We start from the raw sequence: 25,263 nt of genomic DNA, 5'->3' as shown, positions 1-25,263 counted from the left end.
TTTCTCCATTGAGGCTAGCTTAGCTAGCCTCTCAATTATGAAATTATGGGATGTAAAACATTGGTTCTTTGTAAATTATTTTTTGCTCGCTTTCCATTTTTTGAATAACGGATGTGATAATTCCCTTTAAAGTACCACTTGTAGCCTTGAAGCCCATGGCCCTTGATACAGAATTGACCAACTCGTCTTGGGTAGCACCGAAGCTTTTATTGATAATCTCAATAATTCCTGCCTCCATTTCCTTATTAGATATGTTTTCCGACTTTCTTAATCCTGCTGATTTAACATTCGTTCTGTCTCTCAATGTGATTGAAAGACTATCGTTGTATAAAAAGTCATCTTCTAGGCAGAATGAGGAATTTGAGGTTGTAATTTTTATTGCATCTTTAACAATGGCTTCAATACGGGCCCCTGCACGTTGTAAACCCCATGCTGACCTGACACGAGTGATAACTTCATTCACATGTATTGGGGCTTCCACAAGAACAATTTGCTCAACTATCTTAGCGAGCACGCCAACTGGGGTTTCATGAATCTGGAATCTTGTGTCAACGTCAGGAACCGCCTCAACATATGCCACAGCTTCATTGAAACTGCCTTCAATTGTCTCAAGACCAATCTCTGTGACGGTCTCTCTTTCAACTGTCACTATTTCGACAGGCACAGCTCTTGACCGGGATAGAGAAGTTTCAGAACGATTTTCGAGCTCTTTCTTAGCCGCCTGAATAGCAGAGAGGGTTTTCTGTAGTTGCTCTTCGGGGCGCTGGAACCAATCCGTGCTCCAAATTCTGTGAATGATCCAACCATGATCCTCAAGCACTGCCTGACGTAAGCGATCTCTTTCTCTCGAAGAACGGGAAGAGTGGTAAGTCATACCATCGCATTCAATCCCGATAAGGTAGCGGCCTGGCATATCAGGGTCGGCAATGGCTAAATCAATAAAGAAACCTGCAATGCCAACTTGAGGGTGGACCTGGAAGCCTTCTTTTTGCAGAGCATTTGCAACCTGTTCTTCGAACACACTGTCCATTGAACGGCCACTTTGTTCTGCAACTGACAAGCGTCCTGTTCTTGCATATTGCAGGAAAAGTTTAAAAGCGAATACACCTCTACCCTTAGCCCTTTCAAGATCGATATCTTCATCAGTGATTGAGGCATAAACTTCGCAACGCCTTTTGGCTCGACTGATAAGAACGTTCAGGCGTCTTTCACCACCCTCTGCTCCAAGAGGACCAAATCTCATTGCCATGTAGTTTTGTGGATTTCTGGCATATCCAACAGAAATGATAATGACGTCGCGTTCGTCACCCTGAATGTTTTCAAGGTTTTTTACAAAAAACGGTTCGCTTGGGTGTGCATAGAAAAAGTCCTCGAACTCAGGGTTCAACCTGCGAAGCACTTCAAGCTCGTCCTGAATACGCTTTCTCTGGGTAACAGAAAAGGTAGCAACACCTAAAGATAAATGAGGATGGCTTCTTGCATGTTCGAGAATTGCTGTTGCTACGCGTTTTGCTTCGTTTGCATTGCTTCCAGATTCGAATACGCCATCTTCAACTTTATGGAAACTTAGGCCCATACCTGCTTCTTGTGTATAGGGGCTGGGAACTATAAAAAGTTTGTTTTCATAAAACTGGCTATTTGACACAGCAATCAATGACTGGTGGCGGCTTCTGTAATGCCAGCGAAGCATTTTTTGAGGCAACCCTCTGGCAACAAAAAGTCCAAGTATGCTCTCAATGTCCGCCACTTGTGCTGACTCGTCATCATCCTGCTCATCTGCGGAACCTGTCATTTTGGCGAAGAAAGAAGTTGGAGGTAACTGACGTTCGTCTCCGACAACGACCATCTGCTTACTTCGTGCAATAGCTCCTAATGCATCTACAGGTTGGATCTGACTGGCTTCATCCATTACCAGTAAATCAAACGACTGCTTACCTGGTACTAAAAACTGGGCAACTGACAGAGGGCTCATCATCATAACTGGCTTTAAGGCCTGAATAGCTGCACCAGCTTTTGTCATGAGCTGTCGAATCGCCATATGGCCACGTTTGCGTGCCATCTCACCCCGCAGTACACCCACAGGGCCTACGCCAACTTTAGAGGGAATTGCTCTGTGGTGAGCTCTTACAACTTCAAAACTCGAAGCTTTTATTCTTCGCAGATCCATTTCAGCGAAGCTTGCTACTCTTCTTGAATGCAAATCACCATCAAAACGAGCCAGTTCTGGCTCATCTTTGACCATTACAGACAGAATTGAGTCGAAATAAGTTCTGTCAAAAGTACCCGCTAAACGTTCAGGGGAAAGAACTCCACTACTCAAATCGGAGATTAATGGATAAATACCAAATGTTCTCGCCAGCTCTACACGGTTTTGCCAGGCAACCCATTTTGAAAGTTGTTCAGAATTATCTATCCAAAGAGTAATCTTGTCATAGACTGGATTAAATAGTATTTCATGAATATTTTCATTTTTGAAAATTGATCCATAGGAAGATCTAAGCGAAGTAAACACTGATGTGAGTTTGGCAAACTGCGCTTGAATAGACTCACTCAAGCTTCGTGATTTATCAACTAAACCCTGTCTGTCATCTATTTTAGACGCTAAGATTCTTAGGTCGTTATTTAATTCAATCCATGAGTGAGCTTGAAGTAACAGATCCCAGTTACTGTTTTCTTTCAACCATAATGGATACATGGTTGACTGAGCTAAATTATCGAAAGTATGGATAATGTTGAGTTTTTGCTGAGCGCTTGATAACAAATTCAACAATTCAATACGATCAGAAACAGAATAATCATCTTTGATGAAAACATATTTATACGCGGAGTCCATAGTGCTTAGCACATCAGACTTTACAAGGAGTGATTCCAGTGGAATGCTTTTAACGGAATAATAGTTATCAAAATACTCTTCTGGCGTAGCTCCCAATGAATCCCAAAGAATACGGCTTTCATCTAAAACTTCATGGGTGAGTTTTTTAAGCTGACTCACTTGATATGCTAAGGCGTCTTTGTTGGAGAGGCGACTTGCAATTATTCGGGCTTCAGAGTTAATACCACGTAAGGTACGCATCCATTCGACAAGTGATTTCAGCAATTCACTATCGCTATTCTCACCTCGCCAGTCTGAACTAAATGCAGACTGTCCGAACTCATTCAAATCAATGATGGATTTTCTCAACTTCTGTGCTTTTATCAACAGATCGAGGTACTCAACCTGCTGAGGGATCGTCAAACCTTTATCATTTATCAATGAAAGGGTAAGCTTTTTCGACTTTCGCCATTCGCTATTAAGGAATTTAAAAGCGCCAGTGTTGTTTTCAAGGCTGTTTCGTGTGCTTTCTACATCTGTTTCCCATGCCTTTTCAACAAAGATGAGATTGATTTTTTCTTTATAAATACTAAGCTGTTTAATATCTGCAACCAGACTTGCCGCTTTTTCAATACCACCTTCCCAGACAGTGGCAATGAATGCTTCTGGACTCACATTTGGAGCTTGAGTAATACTTTCACCCAACTCAATAAGACTTTCAATCTCACTTAAAGTCGAGAATCCGATTTTAGAACCCAACTCCTGCTGTAATCTTGAAGACTCTTTTAATATTTTAGGTGTAAGTGTCTTCAGTTTATAGGCAGTAGTAAAAGCATTAATATTAATATCTATAGGTAATTTACGATAGTCTTCTGAAAGGCTGGCGACCTCGGTGTTGAATTTATCTGCATGTAATTCTTTTTTAAGCTTGCTGTAGAGCTCTTTAAATGAGAATCCAGTTTCAATTAACGTCTTTGTCTCATCTTTAGAAGTGGCCCATAATGGCGAACTTAATGATTCAGGTGATAAATTAGGCGCTGAGTTAATTAATTCAGCTATTAGAATGAATTCCTGTAACTCTTTTAATGAGCCTATATGATAGGCTTCATTGGTAAGTTTAGAAAGATTGATAGACTCTTCAATAGAATCTGAAAGTTCAGACTTCAGGTTCGTTAATGAGGCAGTGAGTCTTTCAACTTCACTAGGAAGTATCTCAGTTCTATCGATACCATTCCATGGGTGCGAATCAGGAATGCCAATATCACTTATCCTCTCAATTAATTCATCAATAAGTGCATGTCTTTTGGCGAAATCGTCGTTACTCCATGATTCATAACCGCTAAGCTTATAATCATTAGGATCAAAACCTGATTGTCTGAGACGTACCAGTTGCGCCATAACCTTGTATGGCGTTAAGCCAGATGGCATGTACGTTTTATGAATTCTTGCCGGGTGATTGTTGAGGATATCTCGGCTTTCTGTGAGATTATTGACTAATGTATCTGGAAATTCTCCCCGAGGTGAACCGAGTTCCCAGACTCGCTTCAGTTCTTCAAGGAATGCTCTTTTGTTGGTTTTATTGCTATGTAGCTCTAAACAAGCATCTCCAACACCCGCCTGATCAAGTCTGCGCTTAACTACTTCAAGGGCCGCCATCTTTTCAGCTACAAACAATACTTTTTTACCGTCTGCTACAGCTGAAGCTATGATGTTTGCGATTGTCTGAGATTTACCAGTTCCTGGAGGACCCTGAATAACCAAGCTTTTACCATTACGTACTTCGTGAATGGCAAGAGTCTGTGAGCTATCACTGTCCAAAATATGAAGCATTTCTCGTGGGGGGATGACTGAGTCAATTACAATGTCGTCAGAGATTAACTCTCCACCAGAGAAGCCTGTTTCTAAAAGACACTTTATTGATTCCTGATCTGTGATCTTTGAATCTGAAGGCCAGTTATCAGGATCTAAATCTGTATACATCATAAATTTAGCGTAGGAGAACAGACCTAGATTGACTTCATTTTCTAATACTTCCCAGCTTTCTTTCAATGATACAGCTTGTTTTATCTCTGCGAAGTAGTTCGTTAAAGAAAAATCTTCATCGATACTCAGGGGAGGTAGGGTGATTTGGTGAACACGGCTGAGGAATGTCTCAAGCGACAGGTTGCTAATGATGTCCTCATCCCTGACTTTAATTTTAAAGCGTTCTCCTGCTTTAGCTCGCATTAATTCAATTGGCAACAATAAAAGAGGGGCATGCCGTATGTTTGCTTTGTTATTAGGATCTATCCATTTAAGCGATCCTAGCGATAGAAACAGGATGTTTACGCCTTGTTCTTCTTCAAGGGTCTTTGAGTCATAATATAAATCTAATAACTTTTTTTGTAATGTCTTTGGCGTGAGCTTGGTCTGGAGTTTTGTATCATTGTGGTTGGTTTCGGAGTCATCTAAGAAAATAATATCTTCGGACTCTGAGTCTGTCTCACTGTTCTCATTGCTTTCATCTGTTTTTTTATCTTCTCGACCATGAAGAAAAGTGAACGGCTTGCCTTCTTCAAAAAGCATCTTGAACAAAATGTCAGATCTTTCATTAACTACTTCCAAAAATTTTGTAGTCTTTGATTTTGGTATGTTAAGTAAACGATTTCTAGCTGTCAGATCGAGTAACTCTGCTCGCGACTTTTCAAGTTTCTGGCTGAGTGACAGATTGGAGTTTTTGTAAAGCGAGCCTTCAATTTCGTCCATTACGCATAACCTTGAATTGAAAATTTATCAGTTAATCAGTGAGTTATGCTAATAGCTTTAAATCACTGCAATTTTTCTGTACATATTAGAATGTTTCAGCGTGAAAATTAAGAATTTTCTAATTAATATTGGTTGTTATTTTTTACTTCTTAAAAATCATGTGCTTAAATAAGGCCGTTAAAGCCATAGTTAAGGTGAAAGGAGTTTGATATAAGTAAGATTGATGCTTTGGTGCTTTAAAGGTCAGTAAATAGGTAGCCCAGTTGCAGGTAATTTATACCCACACAGCATAACGTTGTGAAAAAGGTTTGGTTGGGCTTAGAAAATTTTATGCCTAATGTAGGTACAGGTACATTATTAGGTAATCTATTGAATGCTTTAGGTGGCTACCAAGAACTGGTTTCCAGATATAACTAAAGTTAATCTGCACAAGCACTTGATTTTATTATAGAATTATGATGGGTGACTTTTAAATACTGTTAATAGTGCTTGAAGCGATTTACGTATGACTCCAGTAATGTTTATTCACTACTCAGATTATGTGTCTAAACCCGGCTGGATTCGAGTGTAACCCTCCAGCCAAGCAATACGACACTCAGAAAGTATCTCGGTCAGAACGAGATTTAGCATTAGTTGTATCTATGTTCATCTTGCTATGAACTCTTAAAAATTAGACCTTGATCAAATCCCTATCAGTTTGTCAAAAGATCTCTTGATATAGCCAACTATTGATCATATTTTGAACAGAAGGGTTCCTTTTCAAACATTCACAGGAGAATTTCTATGGCACTTAAGCCTGGTCCGAAACGAATTGCTGATTCAACAGGACAACCTGATCAGCGTCAACGTGATAACAAAAAAACTCCGGGAAATAACCCAAAGGTAAAACCTAGTAAAAATTCCAAACCTTAGTAATTTCTAACTAGTAACTATTAAAAGCCTTGCGGGGCTTTTTTTGTTTAAAGTATAATAAAAATTTTGATGATTATGTGGATTTTTTTAACAAAGGCCTAACTTATTATTTATCGATCAAGGTTATGTTCTTTTCTTAGATTGATTTTTTCCTTCAGGAGTGAGTTATGCCTACGAATATGTAAATGTAGTGGTCCGAAAGAAATCGTTAAAATCAACTTTGTTATCGCATTGAATCCAGTTATCTTAGTGATTTAATAAAAATACTCTTCCTGAAAAATATTTTGGTAATCTTCCTGGAGGCCTTTCCCAGTATATGAGTATCCCGATTTTTATTTTTTTAGCTGAGGTGGCAGCACACAACTTTCACGTTTTGTCGTCAGTTAAGCCATAAAGCTTGCATTTCAAAATTCCACAAGAAGAGGTGGTTACTTATTGACCTTTAGTTAACCATATAAATAATATTTTATATCGATTTTGGTTTTTTAAATAATAAAATTATCGTTAATTTTTAGATGCAAGGCTTAAAATAAGTGAAAACTATTAAAGCAATTCAGGTTTATAAAAGTGATGATGAGTTACAAAACCTTCTAAATGCTTGGATTAATGCCATCATACGTTATACCTCAACTAATGAGTACGATAACCCATGGTGGTATAATGAAAGGGCTTCGCTAAGTGTTTTGGCTGGAGCCGCATGGACGCTGAAAAATTGGCTCGCTTTGGAAGAGTTTTCTACGATGAAGCGTTACCGCACTCTTGTACCTGGGGTTGATAGCGGGTCTCTGCGCCATGGTCGTTGTGATTTGTTTGTTCAGTCCCCAAACAGTAGTTTTGCAATTGAAGCAAAGCAAACTGTGCAGTCTATTGGGTCTCGTTCCGATGGCAATACTTATATTGCTCGTGCGATGCGAAGGGCTTGGGAGGATTCTGGAGACTTGAGTAAAAAGGAAGCGTATCGTCGATTTGCTGTAACATTTATTGTTCCCTATATACCAGTAAATGAAGTTCTTAACGAAGAGGTTGGTGATACTGAGGTATGTCCTGAAAAAGTAGAGAAAGCTGTCAACGATTGGTTAAGCGGCCATCATATTTTTTCTGAGAACTCTATGAAAAATGCTAACTATGCTTATGTTTTCCCTAAATTAGGTAATCACAATTACTCGCTTAATAGGAAGCACTATCCTGGTATAATGGTTTTTTTTGAAGAACGCTTCCGTGCACATCGCCAAAAAAATTCAAATGATCAGTAATTCTTCTGAGTCTTTATCTTGCATGATATAAGATTATTTTATTTTAACACTAATATATAAAATATTAGTGTTTTTAACAATACACTGAATTTTAACTGCCTAGTATTAAAGATGTTTTAAGGGGGGTATTTCAATAGAACACATAAAATGATAATGAAATATGAAGCTAATCAGAATGTTCGAATCATTAGGGGTAGGCCCATTTTAACCCAAGTGATTTTAGGAATTAATGCATAGCTTTTTTAGAAAAGTTTTAGGGCGTTAGCGTTCTCACCCTACAGGCTTCCAGATAGTCAGCCCACCATTGCAACATGAGTTTCGCTCTTCTAAATATTCTGGTTTATGGATGTAAGCTTCCCAAACGCTATTGCGCTCTTGATGGCTTATTTGTCTCTCTACAGGGTGTCTTAACCAAAGTACGGATTCAATTAATGCACTATGAGCCATGGTTCAATGCAAAAAAAGCCAGTCACTATTTACTGGCTTTTATTAAAAAATGAAATTTATTGACCTAAATCACGTAGCTTCTTGCCAGACATAAGATTCTTTTCGATATGCTTAAGAGTGACTCCTTTGGTTTCGGGAATCAGGAGAAAAGTTATCCCGATAAAGATCAGGTTGAAGCCGGTATACAGCCAGAACGTTCCTGCAGGCTCAATACTTCCCAGAAGTGACAGGAAGGTTGCTCCGAATATCATGTTGGCAACCCAGTTAGTAGTCGTTGAGCAGGTAATCCCGAAGTCCCGGCATTTCAGAGGCTGTATCCCTGAACACAGTATCCAGACCACCGGGGCAGCACTCATGGCATAGCCACCTATACACAACATTGTCATACCCACTGACACCCATGACAGACCGGAACTGATATTTTCCTGACCCGCTTTCATGAGGCAGTAGCCCAGAACCATAGTGGCGAATGCCATTACACTGAATCCAATTTTAAGGATTGGCTTCCTTCCCGTTTTATCAACTGTGAAGACCGCAATGAAGGTAGCAAACATGAAGGTCAGGCCAACTACTATGGTTGCAACCATCTGCTCCTGAGTGCTCTTGAAGCCAGCCATTTTGAAAATCTGAGGAGCGTAATACATGATGATATTCATGCCCGTAAACTGCTGAATACCCTGAAGCAACATACCAAGGTAGACGGCGCGTCTCACATTCCCGTTTTGCCAGAAAAGAGCAAATCCTCCCTGCTTCATACGAAGGCTTTCCCTTATCTCGTTGAGTTCCTGTCTGGCTTTTTTGAGGTATCACGAAGCATTCGCAGAACTTTTTCCGCCTCAACGTGCAGGCCCTTGGAAGCCAGCGGGGACTGTTAGGAAGGAAAATAACCATGACGAAAAGAACAACTGCTGGTATAGCGAGAACACCCAGCATTGCCCGCCAATTGACACTGTAACTGAATGCTGTATCCGACAGGAAAGCTACGACAATACCAAAGGTGATCATGAGCTGATAAAGGCTGATCATTTTTCCACGAACATTCTCTGTTGCCATCTCTGACAGATAGAGTGGGGCGGTATAGGAGGCGATACCAACGGCCAGCCCGAGTAAAACCCTGAATGTAAGCAGAGCTTCAACACTTGTGGCGAAGGCTGATCCAAGGGAACCCATTATGAAGAGTATGGCTCCAGCCATAAGGCTGTACTTTCTTCCCAGTCGATTTGAAACCCAGCCGTTACAGATTGCTCCTATCGCAGCTCCCAGAGTGGCAGGGCACTTTAGATAATACCTATATCAAGCCCAAGGAGAAGCCCAGCGAGAGCTGCGGTTATGGATACAAAAAGACATTCATTGTTTTGACTGGACAACACATCTCGTATGAGACGGCATGATGTGAATTTTCACTCACATGTGAGCAATAATCTGGAAACTTCATTCAAATATAGAAACGAAATTCTTGATTACTAACACATGTATAATTAGCATGATAAATATATTTTTTTGAATTATTAGCAAAATATAGAGGAGTATTAAGATTTTAATAAATGTAACTTATTAATATGGAAAAGCCATTTAGTTAATAAATAAAAGTGATATTTGTAGTTGAAAGTTCTGTTTCATGGTTGGGAGTCCATCCATAAATAGTGATATTTTCATATAGTCCAGAGCTAATGCAAAGTTTTACACGCAACATAAAATTAACAAACTTACATACTAACCGCCTATTCTGAAACATTTCTGATGAATATAACTTCACAAAAGTAGTGTTAGGTTGATTTTAACCTTTCACGTTACTGATGAGTTAGCTTCTTGGAATTCCATGGAGGTGCGTAGTGAGTGAACACATCATTAATACTGATCCAGCATATTGTAAGCAAGCTAAGTATAGGTGTTCTGTAGGGATTTTTTGCACGGTCAGTAGTGATGAGCTATTGCTGGCTTTTAAAACACTATCTTTTGCAGCACGCTCTGAATTTGTTTCTAACATTCTTATTCTGATCACTGATAACGAAAACATAAATCAAAATTATGCCTTTTTGGAATCATCAGAGTGTTTTTCGCATAAGTTCGAAGTTAAATGTGGGAACTATGGTTCTGGTTATGAAACTTCGATCCGAGATGGGGGTTATGATCAGATATCAGCTCGCAATGCTGCCTTAGACATTTTGTACAAAAAAGATGTTGATTGGGTTATGCAACATGATGCGGATGATGTTTATGATCTTTCTTTCTATGAGAAAATCTGCACAGATTATGCTGAACACCAAGCCGTAATGACTGAATGCTATACATTGAATTCTACTTCGTCTTATATTGTAAATTCAAAAATGTACAAAGACATGTATGGCAAGAAGCTAATTAATCCACATATAAGAGTCTGGAAGAAAGAGTTAAACCTTAAATTCCATAAATCCAAATTAGTTTCAGATAAGTATGCGAATGAAACAAGACACTGTGGTGTTGAATTTCCCGATGGAATGAAATTAATCTTAATCAAGAAACCATCTCACTACCACTTGCATCGACTTCTTAATAAAAGGCACTCAAATTTTCTTGATAAAGGAAATGCGCACGAAATTAACTTAGAAGTAGAACTTGAAGAGAAATTAAAAACTATATTACTTTAAATAAAGTGAGGTGAGTTATGAGTTCATCGGAGCATAAAGTATTGAATACACCTATGTATCACTTTGAAGGAGATGATGGGCTTATATACTCACATTTGCCTTTAAGAGGTATAGCGTTTAAAAGTAGTAAGGCATCTTTACCATTAATTGAAAAGCTTACAAATCATGTTAATCTGAATGCTGAAGAAATAAATCATCCGATAATAAAAAAACTGTCCAAGTGGAATGTTATTGGAGAAAATATTAAGCCGTTACCTGTAATAGAAGATCTTGAAGATTTTAAGCCGTTTGAGGCCACTTTGCTGCTTACTGAAACATGTAATCTGGCTTGTAACTACTGTTATGCCAGGGCGACAGGTGAGAAGAGTGAAGCAATGAGCAAAGAAATAGCTAAAAAGGCTGTTGACATTGCTATTGAAAATGCAAAATCAATCTCAAGTAACACCGCAGAGTTCAGATACCTTGGAGGGGGAGAACCTACAACGGAATGGGAATTGATTGTATGGATAAATAATTACATCAAGTATAAAGCGGACGAGGCTGGCGTGAATACTTATATCAGATTAATAACTAATGGAGTGTTGATCAATGATGAAAAGGCAAAGTGGCTCAAAAAAAATATCGACTTTGTAACTTTATCATTTGACGTATTACCCGACCTTCAATTGAACCGTTCTTTCCCGAATGGAAAAAGTTCACAAAAAGCGCTACTTAGAACAAGCGAGTTATTAACGAAGCATGGAGTTCCATATCATTTTAGGACAACTTTATCTAGCGAATCAACAGGACGTTTAGTTGAAATGGTCGAATACATAAGGGACTATACATCAGCCAAGGAAGTTCGCATGGAACCAATGGCTGAGATTGGCCGAGCTACAGATAGTGAACTTTCAAAACCTAAACAACAAGAGTTCATAGATCAATTTAAAGAAGCCTATTTTTTAGCTAAAAAAAATGGCATTAATGTCACAAACAAATTAATGGGTAATGTAGATCGCAGAGGTGGTCGTTTTTGTAACGTAGAATTTGCTGTTACTCCAAAAGGGGAGGTAGCAGGTTGTCACCGATATAGTCGTAGTGAAAATGAAGGTTATGATTTATTCCATGTTGGAACATTCAAAGATAATAATTTTAAATTTGATGTGAAAAAAGTTAACGCTTTAAGACAAATTAACAACACTTCATTTAGTGATTGTTCTAAATGTTTTGCCAGATGGAGTTGTGCATCAGGATGCTTATCTGCTCGTTATGATAAGGATGGCATAGCTGAACATGGCCCGATATGTCATATCACCAGGGAATTGCTAAAATTTGGAGTACAGCAGTCTCTGGCGGAATGATGTGTGAGTAGTGTTTTTTCCAATCAAAGGAGAGTAAAATGAGTCTTGATTCGAAATTGCATCAAAGTGAAAACAGTATTAGTGTAGAGGATGAAGATGTTGAAATTACTTTTATTTCAAAACATCCTGAAGATGAAGAAGGTAATTTTGAGTTTCTTTGCTGTGCCGTAGGCGCTGGTGGTGGCGGACCGGGTGTTGGTGGACACTTCTAAATGAGGTCTTAATTATCAATAGGGATAAGCAACAGCGCTTATGCGCTGTTGCTTAAATAAGGATAGAAAATGCTAACTTCTATTTTAAAAAAATTCGAGAGCTTTATTAAGCCATTTGAAGAGGATAATGGTTTTCTAAAAGAAAAGAATTCTGTAAGAGTGTTACTTAAACTTGCATTAGATCATAAGATTTTAGCTTCTTCACTTTTCATACTTGGTTTATTATGTTCTGGTTGTGAGGTTTTTATAATTCACTCTTCAGGAAAGCTTGTTGATCTGATTAGTGAGGTTAGTCGGGATCGCGATACTATCATTAAAGCATTAAGCGATAACCAAATTTTTATTATTCTTTTCTTGGCAATGCTTTTGTTTATTAGGCCTCTATTAAGGTGCTTAAATTTACTAACAATAAATCAAGCAGTTTACTCGAAATTAAGTGCATTAGTTCGAGTTCAGCTCTACAAAGAAACCTTGAAAAATAAGATGGCTTTTTTTGACAGTAATAATCCTGGTAAAATAACATCTTCTATTTGGCAGGCTGGTCAGGCTGTCAATGAAATGTCTTCTCTGTTCTTCCAGAATATTTGGGTTACAACCGCTTTTTTTATATTCTCCTTCTCTGTTATGGCGTCGATTAACCTGTATTTGCTTGCTCCAATTTTCACGTGGATGCTCGCGATTTTCTTTATTGCTAAAGTTTATGTTCCTAAAACAAAACAACTAGCTCGTGAGTCGGCAAATCAATCCGTGAACGTCAATGGAGTAATTAGCGATAGTTTCAATAACGTTTTAACTCTGAAGTTATTTTCTAAATACAATGATGTAAATGAATCTAACAGGATAGTGGTTTCACTAAAGGATTTTATAAATAAATCTGCTTTGTATTTAAGGTCAATTACGAGATCAGAGACGATAATGATTATTACAAGTTCACTCATAATGGCTATCATAACACTGATGATCTTGTTTCTATGGATTTCAAAAGGTATTTCTTCAGGTGAAGTGGCTGTTGTGTACGCATTGATATTTAAGCTAGAGGGACTTTTTTCGACATTAATGGACCAATTTACTGCCTTGTTTCGTGCATATGCTTTATTCAATACAAGCTTAAACACACTGATAAAGAATGAAAAAGAAAAAGAAGGTTGTCACTGTCTAAATAATATCGAATTGATTGAGTTTAAAAACGTCTCAATGAAACACGGCGAAAAGTTGGTCCTGAAAGAAATTAACTTCAAAATTAAAAAAGGAGAAAAGGTAGGTTTAGTCGGTGCTACAGGGTGTGGGAAATCAACTATTTTAAAGTTATTGTTAGGTTTATATGATTATGAAAGTCATGGCTCTATATTGATTAATACATCTGAATTGGATGATTTCAATACCTCAAGTCTAAGAGAGAACATTTCATATGTATCTCAGGACGCAAATTTCTTTGATGATACGGTTTTGTATAATATTTGCACTTCTAAGGAAAGCTTATCTATTAATGAAATTGAGCATGTTCTGAGTTCGGTTTGTTTGCAAGACCTTATGAATGAAAAAGAAAGTTTCACCTCTCTTTTAAATACAAAAATTGGGAATAAAGGTTCTACTTTGTCGGGTGGGCAATTGCAGAGGTTAAATATAGCTCGTGGCTTAATTAAAAAACATAATGTTCTCTTACTTGATGAAGTAACTTCAGCATTAGATCCAAATACCAAAGCGAAAGTTTTGGAAAATCTCAAAAACTTTTTTTCGAATAAAACAGTAATATGTATATCTCATAGTGTTGATATCATTAATGATATGGATAAAGTGATTTTCATAAAAAATGGTAGTGTATTCGCGGAAGGGAAGCACCATGAACTTTTGATAAGTTGTAAAGAATATAAACAGCATTGGGAAAATGAAACTGTATCTCTGGAGGATGCTCAGTGAAATCATTTGATGCCCTTAATTCTCTTTTAAAAGATAATCTTCTTTATGATCACCAATGGCACTTGCATGGTAAGCATCCCTCTTTTACATCACGCTCTTTATGTTCAGTTAATGCTGAATATTATTGGAATTCAAATCAGTCTTTTGGTGATAGTGACATAGTTGTTGCAGTAGCTGATGATGGGTGTTTGATTGACAATTTTAGTAATGATTACTCAGATAATATTGAAGCATTTACTTACATTGAAAACGGTAAGCTTAATATTACTAAAGACAAATCGAAAGCTGATAGAGTTTTCTCTGATAAATTCAAGCACGGAACGGCAATTTGTGGTCTGATAGCTGGGCCATTGAGCAATAGCCTTCCTGTAGGTATTGCCCCTACGGTAAAGATTTTACCGATCCGATGGCCTTACGATAACAGATTTATCATAAACCAATCTGGATTTCAGCAGTTTGTTAAGGCTCTCTCGGATAAAATTGATATATTCGTAAATACATGGTCAAAGCTTCCTGATTTTATTCTTAATAATGAAAGTATTGATTTGATCTCTTCTTTATCCTCTCAAGGAGGGAGAAGAGGTAAAGGCGTGCTTTTTTTGTGGTCAGCTGGTAATAGTAATTGCCCTATTAACTATGACGGGGATAAGAAGATAGTATACTCACAAAATATTAATGGTGAACTGAAGTTTTCATCTCATTTTAGCAATAATCTAAGTGCTCTCAGCAATGTATTAGTTGTATCAGCTATTAGCCCTTTTTATGGGAAAGCATCTTATTCTTGTTTTGGACCTGGCATTGATCTTTGTGCTCCATCACATGATGCCTATTCTTCAAATGGAGAAATTAAAAACTTAGGTCTTACTACGCTCTCCGCAGACCTGAAGAAATATACGCATAATTTTAAAGGCACAAGCGGAGCTTGCGCGGTAGCAGCTGGTGTTGCAGCACTAAATTTATCGCTCTCAATGAACCAAACAGCAATTGAATTAGCTAACAATTTAAAAAGTAAGGCTTCGAGAGATTTGAATATAAACTATCCAAGCTTTGAATCTATGGTTATAAATCTGCACCAGCAGGTAAGACATGAGTTGATATTTGGAAAAGAAGAAAAATATCCTGACCTTTTTGATGTATTTTATGGTGCAGGAAGAATAACTGTCTGAATTAGAATTTAGTAACTCTAAGTGTTTTATGCTTATTAATTAAAAACTATCCACAAAAAATTACGTCCCTGTAGAATGGGATTTTTTTGAGAAGTAAAAAGGTGTTTGTGCTTCTTCTTTACAAGCTTCCAGATAGTCAGCCCACCACTGCAACATCAGTTTTCGCTCTTCCAAATGCTGTGCTTTATGAATGTAAGCTGCCCTAACGCTGTTACGCTCTTGATGGCTCATTTGTCGCTCTACAGCGTCTCTTGACCAAAGCCCAGATTCAATCAGTGCACTGCAAGCCATAGTCCTAAAACCATGCCCACAAACTTCAGTTTGGGTATTGTATCCCATGGTTCTAAGGGCTTTGTTGACGGTGTTTTCACTAATCGGTTTGTCGTCATTACTAAATCCGATGAACATGAGGTCTTTGCCACCACTGATTGCATGTAGCTGTAACAACAATTTTTTAGCTTGTTTACTTAAAGGCACCAGATGAGGGCTTTTCATTTTTGCACCTCTTGCTGAATATCTAACCCCAGTGAGTGCTTCTCGCTCTGCGGGTATAGTCCATAGTGAGTTTTTGAAATCTACTTCTGACCAACGTGCAAATCTTAATTCACTCGAACGTACAAATGTCAGGAGTGTAAGCTGGGTCGCAATCTGTGTTATGCCTTTGCCTCTGTAAGCTTCAATGCGTTGCATGAGCTCTGGTAGCCGTTCTAAAGAAAGGGCAGGGCGGTGAATACTTTTTTTAGAAATTACAGCACCAGCGAGGTCATAGGCAGGATTTTGCTCAATCAATGCATTGTGGACAGCATATCTCATGATCGCAGTTATGCGTTGTTGAAGACGTGAAGCGAGTTCGAGGTGACCTGTTGCTTCAGCCCTTTTTAGTGGAATCAGTAAGTCACGGGTTTTGAGTTCTGTGATATTACGATTGCCAATAATAGGGAATAAATGACTTTCAAGACTGCTTAACACAGTAGTTCTGTGGTTTTCCGACCAGGTTCTGTTACTGGAATGCCAGTCTCGTGCAACCTTTTCAAATGTCAGCAGCCCTTTGATCTCGACCTTATCAGCTTTGCGTTTTTCACTTGGATCAACGCCATTTGCCACGAGTTGCCTTGCTTCGTCTCTTCTGCGCCGGGCTTCCGATAACGTGACCTCAGGATAAACACCGAGAGCAAGAATCTTTTGTTTGCTACCAAAGCGATATTGAAAACGCCAGTATTTGGAACCGTGTGGGGTAATCAAAAGATGCATACCATTACCGTCTGTCATTTTGACCGGCTTCACAGCAGCCTTAGCATTTCTTACCTTTAACTCAGTGAGCGGCATAGTAAAAATCCCCGACTGATGGTATCTGCATTATCGAACCAAACATACCAACAATTGTACCAACATGACACTGTGGATTTTGTGAGCCCGCTGGAGACGCAGGTGGACTATCAAGATGAGTTAACTGACTGAATGGAATGGGTAAAGTAGACTTTGAGATACGTTGAGAGACTAGCATTTGGTGTCCCCTGCAGGAATCGAACCTGCAACTAGCCCTTAGGAGGGGCTCGTTATATCCATTTAACTAAGGAGACATGCGGCGCGCAGTATAGCGCACCGTGCAGGGGATTTTAACCGTAGGCCGCCTGTTTGCTCAAAGTGTCAGCAATCAGGCGGTGACGATCACGCTTTTTCCTGATCTTTCTGCTTTTCCTGCCTCTCTTTACGCTTCTGTTCGGCTCGCGCTTTGGCTTTGGCCGCTTCGCTCATATCGTTACGGATCTGCGCGTGACTGATCAGGGCAAAAATCAGTGTACCGCCGGTGATGTTGCCCAGCAGGGTGGGCAGTGCAAACGGCCACAAAAACTCCTGCCACGGCAGCGTGCCGGCAAACACCAGATACAGCACTTCAACCGAACCGACCACAATGTGTGCCAGATCGCCCAGCGCCACCAGCCAGGTCATCATCACAATCACCACAATTTTGGCGCCGCCAGCATAAGGAAACATCCACACCATGGTGGCGATGATCCAGCCCGAAATCACTGCGTTGGCAAACATTTCACCCGGCGTGTGCTCCATCACTTTTTCGCTGATGGCGGTGAAGGCCTGGCGCGTGGCGTCATCGAAAATCGGCATATGATTAAACGCCAGCGCGCCCAGCGCGGTACCAATCAAATTGCCGATCAGCACGACGCTCCACAGCCGCAGCAGCAGCATAAAATTGCCGCCGGTAGGTTTATGCATCACCGGCAGCACGGCGGTGACGGTATTCTCAGTAAACAGCTGCTGGCGCGCCATAATCACGATGACAAAACCAAAGGTGTAGCCGAGATTCTCCAGCAGATAGGCGCCGGGCACGCCAGCGAGGTGCACCTGGAAAATGCCTTTCGCCATCAGCGAGGCACCCATCGATAAGCCGGCGGCAATCGCTGACCACAGCAGCGCCATGCCGTCGCGTTCCAGCTCCTTTTCCCCATCCTGTCGAATCTCTTCATGGATCGCCGCAGCCCGCGAGGGCAGGGCGTCTTCGTCCACTTCAATATCCGTTCCCTGTTCTTTTTCTTCACTGTCCACGTCATTGTCATGCGTGCTATTTGATGGCGATGGCTTCATTTTTTCTCCCGGTGATAATGCCAGTGCGTAATAAGCGTAGACGCTTTTAGCAAGGGCGAAATGTTACAAAGATTCAAATTAAGAGTAACAAGAGATTAGCAAAGGTGGTTTTTTGAGCGCTTTCTTGATCTGATGCGCATGAATACCCCATTTGGGGGAAGGGGGAGCTTGCGCACAGACTTCGGCCCCTGGTTTGAGTGTGGTATTATTCCCGCCTCATTTATTGCTATGAATCTCCCTTCTATGCTCGAAGTGATTAATCTCGCCTGCGTTCGCGATGAGCGAACCCTGTTCCACGGACTGAGTTTTCAGGTGCAGGCGGGCGATGTGGTGCAAATCGAAGGGCCTAACGGCGCAGGCAAAACTTCACTGTTGCGACTGCTGGCCGGGTTAAGCCGGCCAGAGCAGGGCGAAGTACGCTGGCAACAGCAGTCGATTCGCCGGCAGCGCGAAATATGGCAGCAAAACCTGTTGTATCTCGGCCATCATCCGGGCGTGAAATCGGTGCTGTCGCCGCGGGAGAATCTGCATTTCTGGCACGGCGATCGCAGCGAAGACACGCTGTATGACGCGCTGGAGCAGGTCAATCTGCTGGGTTATGAAGAGGTGCCGGTGGCACAGCTTTCTGCCGGGCAGCAGCGGCGCGTGGCGCTGGCGCGACTGTGGCTCAGCCCGGCTCCGGTGTGGATTCTGGATGAGCCGCTGACCGCCATCGACAAACACGGCGTGGAAAAATTAATGGCGCGCTTTGCCGATCATGCCGATAACGGTGGCGTGGTGATTCTGACGACCCATCAGGACCTGCCGGACAGCCAGGCGCGCGTGCGCAAAATTCGTCTTACATCGGAGTGGGCGTGATGCTTGGCCGGGTTATTCAGCGTGAGTTAAAGATTGCCTTTCGCAGCGGCTCGGAAGTGGTTAATCCGCTGTGGTTTTTTCTGATTGTGATTACGCTGTTCCCGTTAGGCATTGGCCCTGAGCCGCAGCAGCTGGCGCGCATCGCGCCTGGCGTCGCCTGGGTAGCCGCGCTGCTGGCATCGCTGCTGGCGCTGGAGCGGCTGTTTCGCGACGACTTTCTTGATGGATCGCTGGAGCAGCTGCTGTTGCTGCCGACGCCGCTGCCAATCACCGTGCTGGGCAAAGTGATTGCGCACTGGCTGATTACCGGGCTGCCGCTGATTTTACTCTCACCGCTGGCGGCGTTGCTGCTGTCGCTGGATTTTGCTGGCTGGCGGGCAATGGCGCTGACGCTGCTAATCGGCACGCCAACCCTGAGTTTTCTCGGTGCGATTGGCACCGGCCTGACCGTCGGGCTGCGGCGCGGCGGCGTATTGCTGAGTTTACTGGTGTTGCCGCTGTCGATACCGGTACTGATTTTTGCCAGCGCGGCGATTGATGCGGCCGGTCAGGGGTTACCGATCGGCGGTTATCTGGCGATCCTCGGCGCCATGCTGGCGGTCAGCGCCACGCTGTCGCCGTTTGCGACCGCTGCCGCGCTGCGCATCAGTCTGCATTAAGGCGGGCCTCCGGCAGAGAGGTCGCCATCCGAATTCTTGTTTAGTGTGAGCAATGTCAATGTGGAAATGGTTACACCAGTGGGCAAAGCCTGAGCGGCTTTACCAGCTATGCGGTCGCTTGATTCCCTGGTTCGCAATCCTGGGCGTCGGTGCGTTGCTGCTCGGCTGGATTTGGGGATTCGGCTTTGCGCCGGCGGATTATCAGCAGGGCAACAGCTTCCGCATCATGTACATTCACGTGCCGGCGGCGATGTGGTCGATGGGCGTCTATGCCTCGATGGCCATCGCCGCCTTCATCGGCCTGGTGTGGCAGATGAAAATGGCCGATCTGGCGGCTGCCGCGATGGCGCCAGTTGGTGCGGTGTTTACCTTTATCGCACTGGTGACCGGCTCGGCGTGGGGCAAGCCGATGTGGGGCACCTGGTGGATTTGGGATGCGCGTCTGACTTCTGAACTGGTGCTGCTGTTCCTCTATATGGGCGTGATTGCGCTCTATCACTCTTTCGACGATCGCCGCACCGCCGGACGCGCGGCCGGCATCCTGATTCTGGTCGGCGTGGTTAACCTGCCGATTATTCACTTCTCCGTGCAGTGGTGGAACACGCTGCATCAGGGCTCGTCGGGCATTCTGCAACAGGCGATCGATCCCAGCATGCGCACGCCGCTGCGCTGGTCGATTCTCGGCTATCTGCTGGTGTTTGGTGCGCTCACCCTGATGCGTCTGCGCAATCTGATTCTGTTTACCGAGCGTCACCGCCCGTGGGCGATTGACGTGGCGCAGGGAGGACGCAAAGCATGACGCCTGCCTTCTCATCGTGGAGCGAGTTTTTCGCTATGGGCGGCTATGCCTTTTACGTCTGGCTGGCCGTGTGTTTTACGCTGATTCCGCTGATCGGTCTGGTGCTGCACACCGTGTTGTTCCGTCGCCGCCTGCTGGCAGAGATTCGCCAGCGTCAGTCCCGCGAGCGCCGCATCCGCGCGGCAAAAGCTAAACAAGCTGCCAGTGAAGCAGCAGGAGAGTCCGTGTGAATATCCGTCGTCGTAACCGCCTGTATGTGGTGGTGGCGGTGCTGGTGGGCTTAGGCCTTGCCACGTCGCTGGTGATGTACGCGCTGCGTTCCAACATCGACCTGTTCTACACCCCGAGTGAAATTCTGTACGGCAAAGGTGAGGATCACCAGAAGCCGGAGGCCGGACAGCGCCTGCGCGTCGGCGGCATGGTGATGCCCGGTAGCGTCAAACGCGATCCGAAAACGCTGGCGGTGTCGTTCAAACTGTATGATGCCAACGGCGTGGTCAGCGTCAGCTACGAAGGCATTCTGCCGGATCTGTTCCGTGAAGGGCAGGGCGTGGTGGCGCAGGGCGTGCTGGAAGACGGCAATCTGGTCAACGCCAAAGAGGTGCTGGCGAAGCACGATGAGAAGTACACGCCGCCGGAAATTCAGGACGCAATGAAGAAGAATCATAACGGACCGGCAGCGGCCTATCAGCAGGCGGGTACGCAATCATGATGCCGGAAATTGGCAGCTTTCTGCTGTGTCTGGCGCTGGGCTTAGCGCTGTTATTGAGTATTTATCCGCTGTGGGCCGCAGCGCGTCAGGATGGCCGGCTGATGGCGCTGGCGCGTCCGCTCACCTGGGGCATGTTCCTGTGCATCGCCGCCGCGTTCCTCGTGCTGGTGCACGCGTTTGTGGTCAACGATTTTACCGTCGGCTACGTTGCCACCAACTCCAATTCGCTGCTGCCGGTGTATTACCGCATCGCCGCCACCTGGGGCGCGCATGAAGGATCGCTGCTGCTATGGGTACTGCTGCTCAGCACCTGGACATTAGCGGTGGCGATTTTCAGCCGCGGCATGCCGCAGGATGCGCTGGCGCGCGTGCTGGCGGTGATGGGGATGATCAACCTCGGCTTCCTGTTGTTCATCATCCTCACCTCGAATCCGTTTACCCGCACGCTGCCGAACTTCCCGATTGATGGGCGCGACCTCAACCCGATGCTGCAGGATATCGGGCTGATCTTCCATCCGCCGCTGCTCTATATGGGCTATGTTGGCTTCTCGGTGGCGTTTGCCTTTGCCATTGCGTCGCTGATGGCAGGCCGGCTGGATACCGCCTGGGCGCGCTGGTCACGTCCGTGGACCACTGCGGCATGGGTATTTCTGACTATTGGTATCGTGCTCGGTTCCGCGTGGGCGTATTACGAACTCGGCTGGGGCGGCTGGTGGTTCTGGGATCCGGTCGAAAACGCGTCCTTTATGCCATGGCTGGCCGGTACTGCGCTGATGCACTCACTGGCGGTGACAGAAAAACGCGGCAGCTTTAAGTCATGGACGGTGCTGCTGGCGATTACCGCGTTCTCATTAAGCCTGCTGGGCACCTTCCTGGTGCGCTCCGGCGTGCTGGTGTCGGTGCACTCGTTCGCCTCCGATCCGGCGCGCGGTATGTTTATCCTCGCCTTCCTGGTGATTGTCATCGGCAGTTCGCTGCTGCTGTACGCTCTGAAAGGGGGCCAGGTGCGCAGCCGCGTGCAGAGCGAAGCCTGGTCGCGCGAATCCTTTCTGCTCGGCAACAACGTGCTGCTGATTGCCGCAATGCTGGTGGTGCTGCTCGGTACGCTGCTGCCGCTGGTGCATAAACAGCTCGGGCTGGGCAGCATTTCGGTTGGCGAGCCGTTCTTCAATACCATGTTCACCTGGCTGATGGCACCGTTCGCGCTGATGCTCGGCATCGGGCCGCTGGTGCGCTGGCGCCGCGATGAGCCGCAAAAGCTGTGGAAGCGGCTCGGCGTCGGTCTGCTGGTGACGCTGATCCTGTCGATCGTGCTGCCGTGGCTGTTGCAGGATCGCATCGAAGCGATGACGGTGATTGGGCTGCTGATGGCCATCTGGGTGATCCTGCTGACGCTGATGGAGCTGCACGAACGCGCTACCCATCGGCACCGTTTCCTGGCGGGATTGCGCCATCTGTCGCGCAGCCATTGGGGCATGGTGCTGGGCCATCTTGGCGTGGCGGTGACGGTGGTGGGCATTGCCTTCAGCACCCAATACAGCGTTGAGCGTGACGTGCGCATGAAGGCCGGCGACAGCGTGGATATCCACAACTATCACTTTATTTTCCGTGACGTGCACAATCTGCAGGGCCCCAACTACAGCGGCGGCGTGGCGATTATCGATGTCACACGCAACGGTAAGCCAGAAGCGGTGCTGCATGCAGAGAAGCGCTTCTATACCGCAGCGCGCACCATGATGACGGAAGCGGCGATCAGCGGCGGCTTCACGCGCGATCTCTACGCGGCGCTGGGCGAAGAGTTGGATGACGGTTCCTGGGCGGTGCGTATTTATTACAAACCCTTTGTGCGCTGGATCTGGTTCGGCGGCGTGTTTATGGCGGTGGGCGGCCTGCTGTGCCTGCTCGATCCGCGCTATCGCTCGCGCAAAAAAGCACAGCGCGAGGAACTGGCATGAATAAAAAGATCCTGTTTATTCCTTTAGTCCTGTTTCTGCTGCTGGCGGCAGCGCTGCTGTGGCAGCTGACGCGCAACGCCAGCGGTGACGATCCTACGCGCCTCGAATCGGCGCTGATCGGTAAACCGGTGCCGGTGTTTAAACTCGAAGCGCTGGATCAGCCGGGTAAAATCTATAACCAGCAGGTGCTGACCGATGGCAAACCGTTGCTGCTGAATGTCTGGGCCACCTGGTGCCCGACCTGCCGCGCCGAACATCAATATCTCAACACACTGGCGGAGCAGGGCATCCGCGTGGTTGGCCTCAACTACAAAGACGACCGCAGCAAAGCCGTCACCTGGCTTAACACGCTCGGCAATCCGTATGCGCTGAGCCTGTATGACGGCGACGGCATGCTCGGTCTGGATCTCGGCGTCTACGGCGCGCCGGAGACCTTCCTGATCGACGGCCACGGCATTATCCGTTACCGCCACGCCGGCGACATGAACGACCGGGTGTGGAATGAAGAGCTGAAGCCGCTGTGGCAGAAATACAGCAAGGAGGCCGGCGTATGAAACAGCTGCTTATGTTGCTCGCGGGTCTGCTGCTGAGCACCAGCCTGTGGGCCGCGATCGATACTTATCAGTTCGATTCGGTCCAGCAGGAGGAGCAGTATCGCGAGCTCACCGCATCGCTGCGCTGCCCGAAGTGCCAGAACAACAGTATTGCCGACTCCAACGCGATGATTGCCGCCGACATGCGGCTAAAAGTGTATGAGCTGATGAAGCAGGGCCAGAGCCGCCAGCAGATCGTTGATTACATGGTGGCGCGTTATGGCAACTTCGTCACTTATGAACCGCCGGTGACGCCGTCGACGCTGATTCTGTGGGTTGGGCCGGCGCTGTTTGTGGTGCTCGGCGGGCTGATTATTATTCTGCGCAGCCGACGCGGCAACGCGCGCAGCGAGCTGGATGACGATGAACAACAGCGCCTTGCGGCGATTCTGAAGCGTGACGGGAAGCCGTAATGACTGGATTCTGGATTACCCTGATTATTTTACTGGCGGCGGCGACGGCGCTGTTTGTCGGTGCCGGCTGGCGGCAGCGTCAGGCCAGCAGCGGCGATCGCGATCGCCTGAACACCGATTTTTATCAGCAGCGCCTGCGCGAGCTGGAGCATGATGAAGCCGAGGGCGTGGTCAGTGAACGTCCGGAGATGGTGCGCGAACTGCAGCAAACGCTGCTGACCGACGTGCCGGGCGACGCGGCGGCACGCGCGCATCACAGCAGCCGCTGGGTACTGCTGCCGGGCGTGATCGTGCTGGTGCTGGTGTCGGTGGGCGTTTATCTGAAAACCGGTGGCCTCGCCCAGCTGGCGGGCTGGCAGAGCGTGCAGCAGGAGTACCCGGCGCTGCGCGCGCGGGTGATGGATCCCAATGCGCAGCCGCTGACCATGGAAGAGCTGGCGCGTCTACAGCTCGGCCTGCGCACCTCGCTACAAAACGATCCGCAAAACCTCAATGACTGGGCGATGCTGGGCCGCCTCGGCATGGTGCTGAACAATGCCACCGATGCCAGCCAGGCCTTTGAGCACGCTTTGCAGCTGGCGCCGGACAACCTTGAACTGCAGCAGGATTATGCCGAAGTGCTGACGCGCTCCAGCGATCCGCAGGATAACCGCCAGGCCAATATGCTGCTGAAAGACCTGCTGAAGCGCGACCACAGCAACGTGCGCACCCTCAGTCTGCTGGCGTTCAATGCCTTTGAGCAGCAGCAGTATGGCGAAGCGATTGGCGCTTGGCAGGTGATGCTGAAGCTGCTGCCGGCCGGCGATCGACGCATTACCATGATAGAGCGCAGCATTGAACAAGCGAAAACCGACGCGGGACAGCAAAATAGCCAGCTGGCATTGACGGTGAGCTTAACGCCAGAGGCAGAAAAAATGTTACCGCCGGGCGGAGTGTTGTATATTTCTGTGTCTGACGGTGTTTCACCGGTGCCTGTGGCTGTAAAGCGTTTACCGCTCAGCCACTTCCCGCTATCGCTTACGCTGGATGACAGCAACGCCATGATGCCGGATCGCCTGCTTTCGGCGCAGCATCAGGTGCAGGTCAGGGTGCGCATTTCGCGCGATGGTAGTGCTAATCCGCAGTCCGGCGACTGGTTTGGTTTAAGCGCGGTCACCCCCTGGGATGGTCACCAGCCGATGGCTGTTGAGGTCAATCAGCAGCAGCCCTGAAGCGATACACCTTTTATCTGCACAGGGAGAG

General features: G+C 45.4%; 18 protein-coding genes, 1 tRNA gene and 2 pseudogenes. 15 read left to right on the top strand and 6 right to left on the bottom strand.

Features of this window, described 5'->3' with window-relative positions; translation table 11 throughout:
- Positions 1–43 precede the first annotated feature (43 nt).
- Complete coding sequence (locus KOL70_RS09115; protein WP_215480543.1) at positions 44–5,557, bottom strand: DUF3320 domain-containing protein; 5,514 nt, start codon at positions 5,555–5,557, stop codon at positions 44–46.
- 1,445 nt (positions 5,558–7,002) lie between these two features.
- On the opposite strand from KOL70_RS09115, the gene KOL70_RS09110 reads away from it, so the two are divergent.
- A complete protein-coding gene (locus KOL70_RS09110) occupies positions 7,003–7,722 on the top strand; it encodes a hypothetical protein (RefSeq protein WP_197275994.1) in 720 nt (239 codons plus the stop codon).
- Positions 7,723–7,975: 253 nt separating this feature from the next.
- Here the strand turns inward: KOL70_RS09110 and KOL70_RS23575 are convergent.
- Together KOL70_RS23575 and KOL70_RS09105 are read right to left on the bottom strand one after the other, a co-directional pair.
- Positions 7,976–8,172: pseudogene (locus KOL70_RS23575) on the bottom strand (integrase); the annotation flags it as partial.
- A 53-nt stretch (positions 8,173–8,225) separates the two neighbouring features.
- A pseudogene (locus tag KOL70_RS09105) lies at positions 8,226–9,435 on the bottom strand (sugar porter family MFS transporter); the annotation flags it as partial.
- Positions 9,436–10,001: 566 nt separating this feature from the next.
- Here KOL70_RS09105 and KOL70_RS09100 point away from each other — a divergent pair.
- From KOL70_RS09100 to KOL70_RS09080, 5 genes are all read left to right on the top strand, one after another.
- On the top strand, positions 10,002–10,796 hold the full coding sequence (locus KOL70_RS09100; protein WP_215480542.1) for a hypothetical protein: 795 nt from the start codon (positions 10,002–10,004) through the stop codon (positions 10,794–10,796).
- 17 nt (positions 10,797–10,813) lie between these two features.
- Positions 10,814–12,136, top strand: a complete 1,323-nt coding sequence (locus tag KOL70_RS09095) for a radical SAM/SPASM domain-containing protein (RefSeq protein WP_215480541.1) — start codon at positions 10,814–10,816, stop codon at positions 12,134–12,136.
- Positions 12,137–12,174: 38 nt separating this feature from the next.
- Positions 12,175–12,348: a hypothetical protein gene (locus tag KOL70_RS09090; protein WP_215480540.1), complete on the top strand. Its 174-nt coding sequence runs from the start codon at positions 12,175–12,177 to the stop codon at positions 12,346–12,348.
- A 69-nt stretch (positions 12,349–12,417) separates the two neighbouring features.
- A complete protein-coding gene (locus tag KOL70_RS09085) occupies positions 12,418–14,265 on the top strand; it encodes an ABC transporter ATP-binding protein (RefSeq protein WP_215480539.1) in 1,848 nt (615 codons plus the stop codon).
- Positions 14,262–15,431 (top strand): S8 family serine peptidase, encoded by a 1,170-nt coding sequence (locus KOL70_RS09080; RefSeq protein ID WP_215480538.1) that lies wholly within the window; start codon positions 14,262–14,264, stop codon positions 15,429–15,431. The genes KOL70_RS09085 and KOL70_RS09080 overlap by 4 nt, the downstream gene beginning before the upstream one ends.
- 60 nt (positions 15,432–15,491) lie before the next feature.
- Here the strand turns inward: KOL70_RS09080 and KOL70_RS09075 are convergent, their stop codons facing one another.
- The 3 genes from KOL70_RS09075 to KOL70_RS09065 all read right to left on the bottom strand — a co-directional run bounded on the left by KOL70_RS09075 (position 15,492) and on the right by KOL70_RS09065 (position 18,032).
- Complete coding sequence (locus KOL70_RS09075) at positions 15,492–16,757, bottom strand: integrase arm-type DNA-binding domain-containing protein (protein ID WP_215480537.1); 1,266 nt, start codon at positions 16,755–16,757, stop codon at positions 15,492–15,494.
- 179 nt (positions 16,758–16,936) lie between these two features.
- Positions 16,937–17,011, bottom strand: a tRNA-Arg gene (locus KOL70_RS09070).
- Between the two features lie 88 nt (positions 17,012–17,099).
- Positions 17,100–18,032, bottom strand: a complete 933-nt coding sequence (locus KOL70_RS09065; protein WP_215480536.1) for a formate/nitrite transporter family protein — start codon at positions 18,030–18,032, stop codon at positions 17,100–17,102.
- A gap of 243 nt (positions 18,033–18,275) precedes the next feature.
- Here KOL70_RS09065 and ccmA point away from each other — a divergent pair, with 243 nt between their 5' ends.
- From ccmA to ccmI, 9 genes are read left to right on the top strand one after another with little or no spacing between them, the layout of a single operon-like run.
- Positions 18,276–18,890 carry a cytochrome c biogenesis heme-transporting ATPase CcmA gene (gene ccmA / locus KOL70_RS09060; RefSeq protein WP_058758403.1) on the top strand — a complete coding sequence of 205 codons (615 nt, stop codon included), beginning with the start codon at positions 18,276–18,278 and terminating at the stop codon, positions 18,888–18,890.
- Positions 18,890–19,549: a heme exporter protein CcmB gene (gene ccmB / locus KOL70_RS09055; RefSeq protein WP_215480959.1), complete on the top strand. Its 660-nt coding sequence runs from the start codon at positions 18,890–18,892 to the stop codon at positions 19,547–19,549. The genes ccmA and ccmB overlap by 1 nt, the downstream gene beginning before the upstream one ends.
- A 58-nt stretch (positions 19,550–19,607) precedes the next feature.
- Positions 19,608–20,348, top strand: a complete 741-nt coding sequence (locus KOL70_RS09050; protein WP_058782040.1) for a heme ABC transporter permease — start codon at positions 19,608–19,610, stop codon at positions 20,346–20,348.
- Positions 20,345–20,578, top strand: coding sequence for a heme exporter protein CcmD (gene ccmD / locus KOL70_RS09045; protein ID WP_031280028.1), 234 nt, complete (start codon positions 20,345–20,347; stop codon positions 20,576–20,578). The genes KOL70_RS09050 and ccmD overlap by 4 nt, the downstream gene beginning before the upstream one ends.
- Entirely contained in the window at positions 20,575–21,060 is a 486-nt protein-coding gene (ccmE, locus tag KOL70_RS09040) for a cytochrome c maturation protein CcmE (RefSeq protein WP_021509145.1), read from the top strand. Before ccmD ends, ccmE begins: the two co-directional genes overlap by 4 nt.
- Positions 21,057–23,015, top strand: coding sequence for a heme lyase CcmF/NrfE family subunit (locus tag KOL70_RS09035; RefSeq protein ID WP_215480535.1), 1,959 nt, complete (start codon positions 21,057–21,059; stop codon positions 23,013–23,015). The genes ccmE and KOL70_RS09035 overlap by 4 nt, the downstream gene beginning before the upstream one ends.
- Positions 23,012–23,569, top strand: a complete 558-nt coding sequence (locus KOL70_RS09030) for a DsbE family thiol:disulfide interchange protein (protein WP_021509147.1) — start codon at positions 23,012–23,014, stop codon at positions 23,567–23,569. Before KOL70_RS09035 ends, KOL70_RS09030 begins: the two co-directional genes overlap by 4 nt.
- Complete coding sequence (locus tag KOL70_RS09025; protein ID WP_215480534.1) at positions 23,566–24,021, top strand: cytochrome c-type biogenesis protein; 456 nt, start codon at positions 23,566–23,568, stop codon at positions 24,019–24,021. Before KOL70_RS09030 ends, KOL70_RS09025 begins: the two co-directional genes overlap by 4 nt.
- Positions 24,021–25,232: a c-type cytochrome biogenesis protein CcmI gene (gene ccmI / locus KOL70_RS09020; RefSeq protein WP_058769878.1), complete on the top strand. Its 1,212-nt coding sequence runs from the start codon at positions 24,021–24,023 to the stop codon at positions 25,230–25,232. Before KOL70_RS09025 ends, ccmI begins: the two co-directional genes overlap by 1 nt.
- Positions 25,233–25,263: the final 31 nt, after the last annotated feature.

Origin of the sequence: Pantoea sp. B270 (assembly GCF_018726825.1) — a bacterium.
Classification (GTDB): domain Bacteria; phylum Pseudomonadota; class Gammaproteobacteria; order Enterobacterales; family Enterobacteriaceae; genus Pantoea; species Pantoea dispersa.
Note: the sequence above shows the minus strand (reverse complement) of the source record. Positions and strands in the feature narration are given on the sequence as shown.